Genomic DNA, 13,026 nt, shown 5'->3' on the forward strand with positions numbered 1-13,026 from the left:
TCAACAAAGTGGTCTAAGTTGTTTAGATCGGCCGCTATATTTTGCGGGTGGCCCCGCAGCGACATGCTTAATATTGAGCGCGGGCAGCGCGTCGGCGCAAGCAAACATTTCTACATATTGTCACATTTGGCACTTGACGAACCTAGATCTAGTGGCTCCCCCCAGCATCTTGTAGGTGTTGCGCCTGCCTGTGGATAAGTAGTGTCAGCAATTTCAGGCTTTTCCGCGTCGCGACATTCCGGCGAGCGTCGAAATCGCGAGAAAGATCAAAAGCATAGCCATGCCGATCCACTGCCGAAGGGCGATCGCTTCGTGCAGCAGCAGAATTGCAGCGAGGGTCGAGAAAAGCGGCTCCAGGTTCATGGTGAGCGCCGACTGCGCCGGCGAGATCAGCATCAAGCCGAGAAACAGGAACAAGAGACCGAGTGTATAGCAAAAGCAGACGGCCAAGGTTGCCAGCCAGCCGTCAAATGTTTGCGGGAATTGTGGTCCGCCGCTGAAGCCCAAATAGACCGCCACGGCTAGCACGACCCAGAGGTTCATCCACGCATTCATGACGAACGGGTGCGCGTACGACATGGCACTGCCGCCGAACAGCGCAATGAAGGCGACACCACCCGCGGCGGCTAACGCGAGTGCAATGCCGCGCCAGTCGAGGGTCCCGAATGCTTCTGAAGAAGCAACCACGAGTCCGGCAAAAGCGCCGACTAGGCAGAGCGCCTTGATCCAGGTCATGCGCTCCCGCCCGAGCAGGGGCGAAGCAATGCCAACCATCAGTGGGTAGGTATAAAGGAGCAGCACCGCCAGGCTGACGCTGATGTAGAAGACCGAGGAGAGATAGCCGAATGACATCACGAGGATGCAGAGGCCGAGTCCGATGGTGGTCAGGATGGTGCGGCGCGGCAGCATAAGCCTGCGCCCCAGCGCACATTGCAGGCCACCCAGCACCAGCATCATACAGAGGGAGCGCAGGAAGACCTGCGTCGCGGGATTACTTCCGTCATCGTAAGTGATCCGCGCAAAGGTCGTAACCAGGCTGACGAAAAGTGCCGCCAGCAACGTTGCGCCGAGTCCCAGGAGTCGCTTGCGGCGCTGGTCGGCGAGTTCGGAAGACGACAGGATGGCCCCCACGAGTCGGAAGGACGGCAAGGTGCGGAAAGAGCCGGCAGAGAGCAACCCCGTATCGATTGGTCCAGCGCGTGCGGAGGAGGCCGAGGCGATCGCAGCGCTGATCCGCCGCGCTTTTGCGCAATATCGCGGCAGGCTGCAGCCGGAGCCGAGTGCGCTCAGGGAAAGCACGGATTCGATCAGATCGGTCCTGGAGACGGAATCGGTCGTCGTCGCTCGGCGTGCGGGCAGGGTCATCGGCTGCGTTTCAGTCCAGCAACGCCCCGATATCGTCTTTGCCCGCCGGCTGGCGGTCGAACCGGGGGAGCGGGGCGCCGGAGTCGGCCGCGCGCTCGTGGCCGAGGCGGAGGAGGTGGCGCGTCGGCTCGGGATCTCCCGCCTCGGGGTGGAGACGCGCCTCGCCCTGACTGAGAATCGTGCGTTCTTCCAGGCGCTGGGGTTCGTGGAGCGTGCCCAGCACTGCCACGCCGGGTTCGCCTATCCGACCTATGTCGAACTGCAGAAAACCCTGATTTGACGGCTACTTGGCGGCCGGGCCGGGTTTTAGGTCGGCTTGCCAGAGCCCGGACCCGCCGATATAGTCCGCGGCGTTTCGTGATTTCGAGGCCAACAAGTCCCATGTCTTTTGGTACCCGCGTCTTTACCTGGCTGCACGGCGAGCATGTCGGCACCGACGAGTTCGGCAACCGTTACTATGTCGACAAGCGCACCAAGGGAAAGCAACGGGAACGGCGCTGGGTGCTCTACAAGGGCATCCCGGAGGCCAGCAAGGTGCCACCGGAGTGGAATGCCTGGCTGCATCGCACGATTGTACAAGTGCCGGTCAGCCGCGCGCCGCAACGGCCCTGGCAGAAGCCGCATGTGCCGAACCTGACCGGCACCGATCTGGCCTACCGGCCGCCCGGTCATATTCTCAAAGGGGGCGCGCGGGCACCGGGCAGCGGCGATTACGAGCCCTGGGTACCGAACTGATATCGGAACGATGGCAAGGGAACAGGTGGGGCTGTTCCCGCCGGGACAGGAGGGAACGAGAGGGCCATGGAGCGAAACACACTCGAAACCGTTCTCGGCGCCGTGGTGCTGCTGGTCGCGGGATATTTCCTGTTTCTGGTCTACTCGCAGACCAATGTCGGCGCGGAAGCGAGCGGCTATCAGCTGGAGCTGCGGTTCGATAGTGGCGGATCGACCGGCATCGGTACCGATGTTCGGATCGCCGGCGTCAAGGTGGGCACGGTCATCAATCAGCAATTCGATCCGAAGGCCTATCAGGCGGTGGTGACGATCGAGATGGATGATTCGGTCAAGCTGCCGAAGGATACCTCCGCCGTCGTTACCAGCGATGGCTTGCTGGGCGACAACTACATCCTGCTGAATATCGGGGGCGATACAGAGATGCTGGCTGCGGGCGATCGCATCCGCAATGTGCAGGGCGCCATAAATTTGGCGGATTTGATCAACAAGTTCGTGGTTGGCACAGATAGCGGCGGCGCCAGCAACTAGCCGCAGAGATAGGTGCTCATGTCATCCAAGAGCAAGGACAAGGTCGGCGAGCGGGAAAGCAAAGGTGGCCGCGTTTGGCGGCAGCCGGACGGCAATCCCGTCTCCTGCGTCGAAAAGATCAAAGTATTGAACCAGAATCTCGATGAGATCCGGCAACTGGCGCAGGACGCGCTGGAGGACGCCATCCTGATGGGATGCGACGAGGCGCAGGTGCGCGCCGTCCTCCAAAGCGTGATCGAGGATTTGCAGAACCCCTACCGGAAGCAGAAATGAGACTTTGGCCGATGGCCCCCGTTGTGGCGGCCCTGGTCGCCGCAGCAACGCCCGCGTACGCGATCCAGATGGAAGAGGCCGTGCTGCAGGGCCTCGACAAGATCACGGCCCGTATCTCTACGATCAAGGTGGCCGTGGGCGAGACCGTCAGTTTCGGGTCGCTACAGATCACCTTGCGGGCCTGCGACAAGCGTCCGCCCGAGGAGACGCCAGAAAGTGCCGCCTTCCTGCAGGTGGTCGAGCAGAAGCCGGGCGAGCAGCCGGTGACGCGTTTCTCCGGCTGGATGTTCGCGTCCAGTCCAGCACTCTCTGCGATGGAGCATCCGGTCTATGACCTGTGGGTGCTGGATTGCGAGAACAAGGGCACTGCCGAGGCGGAGCAGGGGCCTCAGCCGGAACAAGCGCCGGCGTCGCAAGGAGAGGCCCTGCCAGAAGAGGCGGCGCCTGCCGACTAGACTCGCTACCGGGCGATCCCGTTCAGCGTCTCCGAGAGCGCATTCATCGGCAGTTCGGTCGGGAAGGACGCGCGATGCTTCAGCGCCTCGGTGAGGTGCTTGCGGTAGATGTCGCGCGAGATCTCAATCGCGCCGAAACGTTCCAGGTGCTTGGTGACAAACTGGGTGTCGAGCAGGGCAAAGCCGCCCCGCTTCAGCCGTGCCACCAGGTGCACCAGGGCCACCTTGCTGGCGTCGGTCTCACGGCTGAACATGCTTTCGCCGAAGAACGCTCCGCCGAGCGCCACACCATAGAGCCCGCCCACCAGCTCGCCATCCAGCCAGGTTTCGACCGAGTGGGCATAGCCCATGACGTGCAGCTTCCGGCACAGGTCGAAGATCGTGTCGTTGATCCAGGTCTGCCGGCGGCCGGGGGCCGGTTCGGCGCAGCCGGCCACCACGTCCTCAAAGGCGCGGTCGGCCGTCACCTGGAACGACCCTTTCAGAACGGTCTTCTTGAGGCTGCGCGGAACATGGAAATCGTCGAGGGGCAGGATGCCGCGCGCATCCGGGTCGATCCAATAGAGATGCGGATCGTGCCGCGATTCGGCCATGGGGAAGATCCCAATGGCGTAAGCCCGGAGCAGCATCTCCGGCGTAATGCGGGGCGAGCCAGCACGGTTCGACATGGCGCCTCCTCTAACAACACAAGCCTAACGCAAACAGCGGCCGTGGCATAGTCGCCACGCTCAGGCGTGAACAGCGGGAAGGAGAAGGCATGACACCGATCTATGTCCGGACGATGGCCGCCTATGGCTCGTGGATGAACGGGCGCATGCTGGATCTGTGCGGCGGGCTCAGCGACGCCGAGCGTAAGCGCGACCTGGGTGCGTTCTTCAAGTCGGTTCACGGCACTTTCGACCATCTGATCTATGGCGATGTCGCCTGGATGGGGCGGTTCACCGGCAGCCCCATGCCGACCAATGGAATCGGCGACATCGTCTACGAATCCTGGAGCGAGCTGGACGCCGCCCGGCGCGCCATGGATAACCGCATTGGCGCCTGGGCGGCCCAGGTCACCGAAGAGTGGCTCTCCGAGACGATGTCCTTTATCAGCGTCAGTGACGGCAAGACGCGTATCCTGCCACGCTGGGTGCTGGTGACGCACATGTTCAATCACGGAACCCATCACCGCGGCCAATTGACGGCCCTGATGAAGCAACTCGGGATCGATCCGGGTGTCACGGATTTGCCATGGTTGCCTGCGCTCTATGACGGGAGGGTGCTGAGCGCGACGCAGTTGTGATCAGGGGAGGCCTTTACATTTGCGTCGAAGCGGTCAGGATGAATTCCCGACCGTCATAGCGAGAGGAGGTGCCCATGAAATATGTTTCAAGGCTGGCGCTGGGGCTCGCGGCTGTCCTGGTCGCGGCTCCGGCGTTCGCCGAATGTCCGGGTCATTCCAGCGTAACGGCGCAAAGCCAAAGCACGCCGGCGCCGGCTGCCCAATCGACGCCTGCACCCGCTTCGACGGGTGCGGCCACGGAAGACGCAGTGATCCTGACACAAAACCAGACAAAGCAGACGACCGTTCAGACACAGGAATAGTCGTCGCGCGTCGTGTGGTTTCGAGCGCCGGCCTTGCAGCCGGCGCTCCTGTTTTTGGCGGTTTTTTTCCGGCGCTTCAGGCTTGCTGTTCGGCGACGAATTTCTCCAGCCAGCGTATGTCGTAGCTGCCGTTGAGGAAGTCGGGGGCACCGATGATGCGGCGGTGCACGGGGATCGAGGTGTGGATGCCGTTGATCACCATTTCCTCGAGTGCGCGGCGCAGGCGCATCATGCATTCGTTGCGACTGCGGCCATGCACGATCAGCTTGGCGATCAGGCTGTCATAGTGCGGCGGCACCCGATAGCCGCCATAGAGCGCCGAATCCACCCGCACGCCGAGGCCGCCCGGAGCGTGAAACTCGGTGACCCTGCCGGGTGAGGGTGCAAAGGTCTCCGGGTTCTCGGCATTGATACGGCACTCGATGGCATGGCCGTTGAAGGAGATGTCGGCCTGCGTCATGCCGAGTGGCGCACCAGATGCGACGCGGATCTGCTCGCGCACCAGATCAATGCCGGTGATCATCTCGGTCACCGGATGCTCCACCTGCAGGCGGGTGTTCATCTCTATAAAATAGAACTCGCCATCCTGGAACAGGAACTCGATTGTGCCGACGGAGCGATAGCCCATCTTGCGCATCGCGGCGCTTGCGATCTCGCCGATCTCAGCGCGCTGTTTGCTATTGAGCGCGGGCGAAGGCGCCTCCTCCACCAGCTTCTGATGGCGGCGCTGGAGCGAGCAGTCGCGTTCACCCAGATGCACGACGTTGCCGTGATTGTCGGCCAGGATCTGGATCTCGATATGACGCGGATGGGAGAGGTATTTCTCCATATAGACGGCGTCGTTGCCGAACGACTTCATCGCTTCGCTGCGCGCCATCGACCAGGCCTGCGAGATCTCGCTCTCGTCATTGGCGACGCGCATGCCCTTGCCGCCACCGCCCGCAGCCGCCTTGATCAGGATCGGATAGCCGATCTTCTTGGCCCAGCGCTTGGCATCGACCTCGTCCTTCACCTCGCCTTCCGAACCGGGCACGACTGGGATGCCGAAGCGGATGGCGGCATCCTTCGCCTGCACCTTGTCGCCCATTAGCGACAGGTGATCGGGGGCGGGGCCGATGAAGGTGAAGCCATGCTCCTCCACCATTGCGGCGAAGCGCGCATTCTCCGACAGGAACCCGATGCCGGGATGGATCGCGTCGGCGCCGGTGATGGTGGCGGCTGAAATGATAGCCGGCATGTTGAGATAGGATTCGCGCGACGGCGCGGGGCCGATGCACACACTCTCATCGGCAAGACGCACATGCATGGCGTCGGCGTCGGCAACGGAATGCACGGCGACCGTACGAATGCCCATCTCGCGGCAGGCGCGATGGATGCGAAGCGCAATCTCTCCGCGATTGGCGATCAGGATCTTTTCAAACATCGCCTGATGCCGATCCTAGGCGATGACCATCAGCGGCTCGCCGAACTCCACCGGCTGGCCGTCCTGGACCAGGATCTGGGTGATCGTGCCGGCATGGGGCGCCGGAATCGGGTTCATCACCTTCATGGCTTCGATGATGAGGATGGTCTGCCCCTTGGCGACCCGATCGCCGACCTTCACAAACGCGGGGGAATTCGGCTCAGGTGCCAGATACGCTGTGCCTACCATGGGTGAGGACACGGACCCAGCGGCTGGTACATCGGCGGCCGGCGCTACCGCGGCGGCAGGCGCGGCAACCGGAGCTGCAGCCGGGGAGGCTACAACCAGCGGACCGCTTGCGCCGGCATTCACGCGGATGCGGGCATCGTCGGTCTCGAACTCGATCTCGGTGAGGCCGGTCTCCTTGAGGAGCTTGGCCAGCTTGCGGATCAATGCCTCATCGATGTCGAACTTGGTCATGCGCGGTCTTTCTCGCTGATCAGCTCCGCCATTGCCTCCAGCGCCAGTACATAGCCGTGCGCGCCAAAGCCGCAAATCACTCCGGTGGCGGCTTGGCTGGTATAGGTGTGGTGGCGGAAGGCCTCGCGGCGGTGGATGTTGGACAAATGCAGTTCGACCACCGGCTTGTCGGCCATGCGCAGCGCGTCCAACAAGGCGATCGAAGTATGGCCATAGGCGCCGGGGTTGATGACGATGCCGTCCGCGCCGGTGCGCGCCTCCTGGATCCAGGTCACCAGCTCACCTTCCAGATTGGACTGGCGGAAATCGACGGCGAGGCTGAGTTCCTTGGCGCGGCGCGTACATGTGCGCTCAATATCGGCAAGGGTATCGGTGCCATAGATCGCAGTCTCCCGCACCCCCAGCATGTTGAGGTTCGGGCCGTTCAGAATCAAAACCTTAGGCGGCTTCGCCAAGACCCTTCCCCCGCGGCTGCGAAAATCCGAGTCCTTATAGCGGCGGCCATTGGCCGGCGCAATGCGGGCCGGCGACCGGACCTGCAAGCGCCGCTCGCACGGGAACGTCTAGCCATGCGCCCCGTTTGGTGGACGAGTGTGTCGCCGCCATACGCAGGATGGGAGTTCGCGATGAGCTATCATGTCGGGCGCCTGATCGACCACGTCCACCTCAAAGTGAAGGATCTCCCGGCCAGCCGCCGGTTCTATGACGCCGTGCTGGACGCCCTTGGATTGCCGCCAGCGCAGGACTATGGCGAGCTTATTGAAGCGGACGAGCTGTGCCTCAGTCACGGCGAACCGGTCACCAGCGGGCTGCACCTCGCGTTCCAGGCGGCGGATCGAGATGCAGTCCACCGCTTCCATGCAGCGGCGCTAACAGCCGGCGGCCGCGACAACGGCGCTCCCGGCGAACGGCACTATCATCCCGGTTACTACGGTGCCTTTGTGCTCGATCCTGACGGCAACAATATCGAGGCGGTCTGTCACGGACCGATCGAGCGATCGGCTCCGTCTGTCGTCATCACACGCGTGAAAAGCTAGCGGCGCCGGCTAGCCGGCCTGGGCCCGCGCGGCCGAGACCAGCTCCTTCATATCGTCCAGCGAAACAGCGCCGGGAACCAGCTGCTTTCCGAACAGGAAACCCGGCGTTCCGGTGATGTCGAGCGCCGCGGCGAGGGATTCGTTGGCCTGCAAAAGGCCCAGGATGGCGGGATCCTGCATGTCAGTCGCCAGTCGTGCCCGATCGGCACCAACCGATGCGGCGAGGTCCAATAGCGTGGCCTGATCGAACGAGCCCTTGTGGGACATGAAAGCCGTGTGCACTTGCTCGTATTTGCCCTGGCGGTGCGCAGCCAGCGCGACCTTCGCCGCGACGACCGACTCAGGACCGAGGATCGGGAACTCCTTGAACACGAGCTTGATGTTGGGGTCGTCCTTCAGCAGCTGCATCAGCGAATCCGCAACCCGCTTGCAGTAAGGGCAGCGATAGTCGAAGAACTCGACCACCGTGACATCACCCTGCAGATTGCCGAGCACCGGATCGGCCGGATTGTTGAAAATCTGATCCTGCTGCACGTCTAGCGCCTGCTGGGCCTCGTCCTTTTTGCGACGCTCCTCTTTTGCCTGCGCGAGCCTGAGCGCAGTCATCACCTCTTCGGGATGGTTCTTTAGGTATTGCGAGATCTGCTGATCGATGGAGGTCGGGACCTCCGCGGCGTTGCGGGCGACCGCAAACTCCTTGAAGGCGTAGCCGCCGATGGCGGCAAGGAACAGGGCAAGTGCGATCAGGATCGCGCGCATGGGGATCACGTCTTTCAACAGGGAAGCAGCCGCCGATAGCATAGCGGCCCGGGCAGGGGCCGCGCCACCCGCATCACGAACTTGTCAATCTTCCTCGGCCTGGTCGGCGGCGAACTGGATGTCCTGGGCCTTTAGCCAACCCGGAGAGCCTACCTTGAGGCCCTGCAGGGCGCGTTCGGCGAACCGCTTGGCGTCCTTGTTCTTGCCGCGGGCCAAGAACTCCTCCGCCTGGGCCAAGTCCGCCATGGGCGTGTTGCCGGACCGGCCGTAAGCCGTCGCCAGCAGATGGAACGCGCGAGCGTTCTTCGGCTCCAGCCGCACGACTTCGTTGAGGTTTGTAATTGCCGGTTCGAGCAGCGCCGGGTGCTCCAATCCCACCTGCGTTTCCGCCAGTTCCATGCGGATCAAAGGTTCCTGCGGGGCAAGATCAAGGGCCTGCTGATAGAGCGGCAGGGCCTCAGCAAGACGGCCGCGGTCATAGAGAATCTGCGCCTTCTGCTCGATGAAGAACGGATCATTCGGCGCTTCGGCCAGCAGGCTGTCCATCGCCGCGAGCGCTTCCTCGGTGCGCGATGCGCGGAAATAGGCGATCGCGCGGGCATAACGGGCCGCGACCCTCTGATCCTTCTCCGGATACTTGGTCATGACACGGCTCAGCGGCTCGAGATAGCCGATCAGCTTCGCCAGCATCCGTTCGTGGCGCTCGACCAGTTCCGGTGGGTCCTTGGCATCGGCGTAAGGTGATGCCCGCAGCGCCGCCTCGGCAGAATCCACCCGCGAGGTCGTGAGCGGGTGCGTGCGCATGTAGGGATCCTGGTTGATCGCGGAAAGCGCTTCCTGCCGCGCCAATACGCGGAAGAAATCGACCATGCCCTTCGGCGACTGATGCGTTGCTTCGAGCAGACCGAACGCGGCCTGATCGGCGGCGCCCTCCTGGGCCTGCGAATATTGCAGCAGGTTTCGCTGCGCGATGCTCTGGCCCAGCGTCGCAGCGCCGACGCCAGCCTCGCCACTACCGGTGGCCACACCGATGGCGACGCCCGCCAGAATGCCGATGATCGACTCGATGGTACGGTTTTCCAGCTCCTCCTTCTGGCGCGCCAGGTGGCCGCCCACAATATGACCGGTCTCGTGCGCGATGACGCCGATCACTTCGTTCGGAGCCTTGGTCTCCGTCAGCAGCCCGGTATGGATGAAGATCTGCATGCCGTTGGAGACGAATGCATTGAGCCGCTTGTCGTTGATGATGTGGACCTGCACCGCCGAGGTATCGAGGCCTGCCGCGGCGAAGATCGGATCCGCATAAGCCCGCAGGGTCGCCTCAATCTCAGCATCGCGGATCAGGCTGAGCCGGCGCGACTGGGCCTCGGCCTCGAACACTGGGGCAAGAGCCAGGGAAGCGGCCAGGACAAGGCCGATGGCACGCCGCGCCGCGCTTCGGGGGCCCGGCAGGGGTCGGGCTGGAGGCCGGTTGATCACATCCATGGTCCTACTTATGCTCGCCGCCGAATCGTTAAAACCTTAAAGTCGAGCGGAGTTTCCTCTATGTCCGTGCGCCATCATATCGGCCGGGGCCCATCGGGCAAGGCAAACACACCTCCCACGGGGGCCACCGGAATGGGGCGGCGACCGGCCTTCAGGCGTACCCTGGGCATCGCGGGAGGCCTCGTGGGGGCGGTCCTGGCGATTGCGGCCTGCTCGCGTGGGGGCGCCCAATATGCCGGCGAGCTTTTTGAGGTGGACGATTTTTATGGCGGCATTGTGGCCGACGAGCCCCGTGCCGCCCTGGTGGGCCGCGAGGTCCTGAACGCCGGGGGCAATGCGGCGGACGCGGTGGCAGCCGCCTATTTCGTCATGTCCGCGACCATGCCATCGACCGCTGGACTGGGCGGCGGCGGCATCTGCGTCGTGCACCGCGGGGAAGAAGACAGAATCGCGAGCGAGGTGTTGGACTTCCTGCCGCGGGCCGCCGCCGGCGGCTTGGTCGCGGTGCCGGCCTCGGCGCGCGGGATGGCCGCACTGTCGGCGCGTTATGGCAAGCTCCCGTGGGCCCAATTGGTGGCGCCGGCGGAGTCGATCGCACAGACCGGCGAGGCCGCCAGCCGTGCGCTGGCGCGCGACGTGGCACTGGCCGAGCGAAAGCTGCGTGCCGATCCGCAGATGGCCGGGTTGTTCACGCGCGCCGATGGCAGCATGCTCGGGGAAGGCGACAATCTGCGGCAGCCCGAGCTGGCCGGCGTGCTTGGGCAGATCAGGGCCAAGGGGCCGAACGAGCTCTATGGCGGCGTGTTGGGGCAGCAATTGGCGGCAAGCGCCCAGGCGATCGGCGCGCCTCTGACCATCGAGGATTTGCGCGGCGTCCAAGCGAAATTCTACAAGCCGCTCGCGATCAAGTGGGGTGACCAGCAGGTTTTCCTGCCGCAGCCGCCGGCAGCCGGCGGTGTCTCGGTCGCGCAAATGCTGAAAGCGCTGGATGGAGCCGACGACAACAATCGCGCCGCCTTCCTGGCCGATGCCAGCCTGCGGCTAACCGCCAATCGCGCTCAATGGATGCAGCCGAACGGCGACGTAACACAGCCGAGCGACACATTGATTTCCGACCAGCATGTCGCGCAGGTGATGCAGGGTCATCAGTCCGGCCGCGGGACGCCCGCAGCGAGCCTTCCATTCCCGGCGCAGCGCGTGCCGGAGAACCCGTTCGCGGCGGGTATCGTCGCGGTTGATGCGGAAGGGCTGGGAGTCGCGTGCAACTTCACCATGAACGCCTTGTTCGGCGCGGGTCGCATCGCGCAAGGAACAGGGATAATTCTCGCACCGGCGCCCTCCGACCGGGGCTTCGGCTTCTCGGCGCTGGCTCCGATGATCATGGCCAACGATAACAACGGCGAACTCTACTACGCCTCCGCGACGTCAGGCGGCATGGCCGGCGTGCTGGCCCAGGCGGAGCTGCTCTATGCGGTGACGAAGGAACGTGTGCCACTGGAGGCTGCGATGCTCCGCTCGCGCGTCTATCACGGTGTTGATCCGGACGTGGTCTATTTCGATGTCAGCGGCGACGACAATCCGTCAGCCGCATTGTCTGCCGCCGGCTATCAGGCCGAGCAAAGAGAGGCGCTTGGCCGCGTCAACGCGATCTTCTGCCCGCGCGGCACGCCAAGCGACCCGGATTCATGCCAGCTGCGCAATGACTATCGCGGCAACGGCCTGGCCACCCTGGTGAGCGGCAGGTAGGGCCGCCATGGTGCTCAAGGTCGCGCGACGCGGTCGCATCGATCCGTTCATCGTCATGGAAGTGATGCGCGCGGCGGCGGAGCGTGCTGCGAGCGGGGCCGACGTCGTACACCTGGAGGTCGGCCAACCATCGACGCCGGCGCCGCGCAAGGTGCTGGAAGCGGCGAAGGCTGCGCTCGAGAAGGAGCTGATCGGCTATACACTGGCGCTCGGAATCCCCGAGCTGCGGGCGCGCATCTCGCGGCACTACAAGGAGTTCTATGGCGCCGATGTGCCGGCGGAGCGCATTGTCGTCACCACCGGCTCGTCCGGCGGGTTCCTGCTGGCTTTCCTGACGGCGTTCGAGCCGGGCGACCGCGTGGCCCTGGCGAGTCCTGGCTATCCTTGCTACCGCAACATCCTGACCGCGCTCGGCATCGAGCCGGTGATCGCGCCGATGGAGGCCGACACCAAGTATCAGCCGACGGTTGCCGCGTTGGAACAGGTGCAGCGCGAGACGGGCAAGCATCTGGACGGCCTCATCGTCGCAAGCCCGTCGAATCCGGTTGGCGCCATCGTGCCGGACGCGGAGATGCGGGCGCTGGCGAGCTATTGCCGGCAGCGCAGCATCCGCTTCATCTCGGACGAGATCTATCACGGCATCACCTATGGCGTGGATGCGGTGACCGCTGCGTCGATCGACGACCAGGCGATCGTGGTCAATTCGTTCTCCAAGTATTTCTCGATGACCGGATGGCGGCTGGGCTGGCTGGTGGTGCCCGAGGACCTGCTGCAGCCGATCGAGCGGTTGGCACAGAACCTCTTCATCTCGCCGCCGACCTTGTCCCAGCATGCCGGCATCGCTGCCTTCGACGCGCATGACGAATGCCAGGCGAACGTCCGCCGGTACGCCACCAATCGCGAACTGCTGTTGAACGATCTGCCCGCTGCCGGCTTCGACAAGCTGGTGGCGACCGACGGCGCCTTCTACATCTACGCTGACGTGGCGCGACTCACCAACGACAGCGTCGAGTTCTGTCGTCGCATGCTGAGCGAGACCGGCGTCGCCGCCACGCCAGGCGTTGATTTCGACGGCCAGCGCGGCCGCGCCACCATGCGCTTCTCCTTCGCGGGCTCGACCGAGGACATGGCGGAAGCGGTGAAGCGACTCAGGGCGTGGCGGCGGTAGCGACTG

17 protein-coding genes are annotated in these 13,026 nt (G+C 63.9%); 10 read left to right on the forward strand and 7 right to left on the reverse strand.

Annotated elements, in window-relative coordinates:
- Positions 1 to 213 precede the first annotated feature (213 nt).
- The gene (locus tag DTX69_RS09320; RefSeq protein ID WP_162917033.1) at positions 214 to 1,131 is read right to left on the reverse strand and encodes a DMT family transporter; all 918 of its coding nucleotides are present in this window, start codon (positions 1,129 to 1,131) and stop codon (positions 214 to 216) included.
- Here DTX69_RS09320 and DTX69_RS09325 point away from each other — a divergent pair.
- From DTX69_RS09325 to DTX69_RS09345, 5 genes are all read left to right on the forward strand, one after another.
- Positions 1,121 to 1,645: a GNAT family N-acetyltransferase gene (locus DTX69_RS09325; protein WP_119301469.1), complete on the forward strand. Its 525-nt coding sequence runs from the start codon at positions 1,121 to 1,123 to the stop codon at positions 1,643 to 1,645. The genes DTX69_RS09320 and DTX69_RS09325 overlap by 11 nt on opposite strands.
- A 101-nt stretch (positions 1,646 to 1,746) precedes the next feature.
- Positions 1,747 to 2,100, forward strand: coding sequence for an NADH:ubiquinone oxidoreductase subunit NDUFA12 (locus tag DTX69_RS09330; protein ID WP_119301261.1), 354 nt, complete (start codon positions 1,747 to 1,749; stop codon positions 2,098 to 2,100).
- 66 nt (positions 2,101 to 2,166) lie between these two features.
- Positions 2,167 to 2,628 carry an outer membrane lipid asymmetry maintenance protein MlaD gene (mlaD, locus tag DTX69_RS09335; RefSeq protein ID WP_119301262.1) on the forward strand — a complete coding sequence of 154 codons (462 nt, stop codon included), beginning with the start codon at positions 2,167 to 2,169 and terminating at the stop codon, positions 2,626 to 2,628.
- 18 nt (positions 2,629 to 2,646) lie between these two features.
- Entirely contained in the window at positions 2,647 to 2,901 is a 255-nt protein-coding gene (locus tag DTX69_RS09340) for a hypothetical protein (RefSeq protein WP_119301263.1), read from the forward strand.
- Between the two features lie 11 nt (positions 2,902 to 2,912).
- Positions 2,913 to 3,356, forward strand: coding sequence for a DUF2155 domain-containing protein (locus DTX69_RS09345; RefSeq protein WP_284735657.1), 444 nt, complete (start codon positions 2,913 to 2,915; stop codon positions 3,354 to 3,356).
- 5 nt (positions 3,357 to 3,361) lie between these two features.
- Here DTX69_RS09345 and aat read toward each other — a convergent pair whose 3' ends face one another.
- On the reverse strand, positions 3,362 to 4,024 hold the full coding sequence (gene aat / locus DTX69_RS09350; protein ID WP_119301265.1) for a leucyl/phenylalanyl-tRNA--protein transferase: 663 nt from the start codon (positions 4,022 to 4,024) through the stop codon (positions 3,362 to 3,364).
- Positions 4,025 to 4,113: 89 nt separating this feature from the next.
- Between aat and DTX69_RS09355 the strand changes: the two genes are divergently transcribed.
- Together DTX69_RS09355 and DTX69_RS30075 are read left to right on the forward strand one after the other, a co-directional pair.
- Positions 4,114 to 4,641, forward strand: coding sequence for a DinB family protein (locus DTX69_RS09355; protein WP_119301266.1), 528 nt, complete (start codon positions 4,114 to 4,116; stop codon positions 4,639 to 4,641).
- A gap of 74 nt (positions 4,642 to 4,715) precedes the next feature.
- Positions 4,716 to 4,943 (forward strand): hypothetical protein, encoded by a 228-nt coding sequence (locus DTX69_RS30075; RefSeq protein WP_162917034.1) that lies wholly within the window; start codon positions 4,716 to 4,718, stop codon positions 4,941 to 4,943.
- Between the two features lie 76 nt (positions 4,944 to 5,019).
- Here the strand turns inward: DTX69_RS30075 and accC are convergent, their stop codons facing one another.
- The 3 genes from accC to aroQ are packed head-to-tail and all read right to left on the reverse strand — an operon-like array spanning position 5,020 to position 7,280.
- Positions 5,020 to 6,366: an acetyl-CoA carboxylase biotin carboxylase subunit gene (gene accC, locus DTX69_RS09360; RefSeq protein WP_119301267.1), complete on the reverse strand. Its 1,347-nt coding sequence runs from the start codon at positions 6,364 to 6,366 to the stop codon at positions 5,020 to 5,022.
- Positions 6,367 to 6,381: 15 nt separating this feature from the next.
- Positions 6,382 to 6,825, reverse strand: a complete 444-nt coding sequence (gene accB, locus DTX69_RS09365) for an acetyl-CoA carboxylase biotin carboxyl carrier protein (protein WP_119301268.1) — start codon at positions 6,823 to 6,825, stop codon at positions 6,382 to 6,384.
- Positions 6,822 to 7,280, reverse strand: a complete 459-nt coding sequence (gene aroQ, locus DTX69_RS09370) for a type II 3-dehydroquinate dehydratase (protein WP_284735658.1) — start codon at positions 7,278 to 7,280, stop codon at positions 6,822 to 6,824. Before aroQ ends, accB begins: the two co-directional genes overlap by 4 nt.
- 171 nt (positions 7,281 to 7,451) lie before the next feature.
- On the opposite strand from aroQ, the gene DTX69_RS09375 reads away from it, so the two are divergent.
- Positions 7,452 to 7,862 (forward strand): VOC family protein, encoded by a 411-nt coding sequence (locus DTX69_RS09375; protein ID WP_119301269.1) that lies wholly within the window; start codon positions 7,452 to 7,454, stop codon positions 7,860 to 7,862.
- A 9-nt stretch (positions 7,863 to 7,871) separates the two neighbouring features.
- Here the strand turns inward: DTX69_RS09375 and DTX69_RS09380 are convergent, their stop codons facing one another.
- Complete coding sequence (locus tag DTX69_RS09380) at positions 7,872 to 8,630, reverse strand: DsbA family protein (RefSeq protein ID WP_284735681.1); 759 nt, start codon at positions 8,628 to 8,630, stop codon at positions 7,872 to 7,874.
- A 75-nt stretch (positions 8,631 to 8,705) separates the two neighbouring features.
- The gene (locus tag DTX69_RS09385; protein ID WP_119301271.1) at positions 8,706 to 10,106 is read right to left on the reverse strand and encodes a M48 family metalloprotease; all 1,401 of its coding nucleotides are present in this window, start codon (positions 10,104 to 10,106) and stop codon (positions 8,706 to 8,708) included.
- Positions 10,107 to 10,289: 183 nt separating this feature from the next.
- Here DTX69_RS09385 and DTX69_RS09390 point away from each other — a divergent pair, with 183 nt between their 5' ends.
- On the forward strand, positions 10,290 to 11,852 hold the full coding sequence (locus tag DTX69_RS09390) for a gamma-glutamyltransferase (protein ID WP_162917036.1): 1,563 nt from the start codon (positions 10,290 to 10,292) through the stop codon (positions 11,850 to 11,852).
- A 7-nt stretch (positions 11,853 to 11,859) separates the two neighbouring features.
- The gene (locus DTX69_RS09395; RefSeq protein WP_119301273.1) at positions 11,860 to 13,020 is read left to right on the forward strand and encodes a pyridoxal phosphate-dependent aminotransferase; all 1,161 of its coding nucleotides are present in this window, start codon (positions 11,860 to 11,862) and stop codon (positions 13,018 to 13,020) included.
- The last annotated feature ends 6 nt before the right edge of the window (positions 13,021 to 13,026 follow it).

This window comes from Dongia deserti, assembly GCF_003574735.1.
Lineage (GTDB): Bacteria > Pseudomonadota > Alphaproteobacteria > Dongiales > Dongiaceae > Dongia_A > Dongia_A deserti.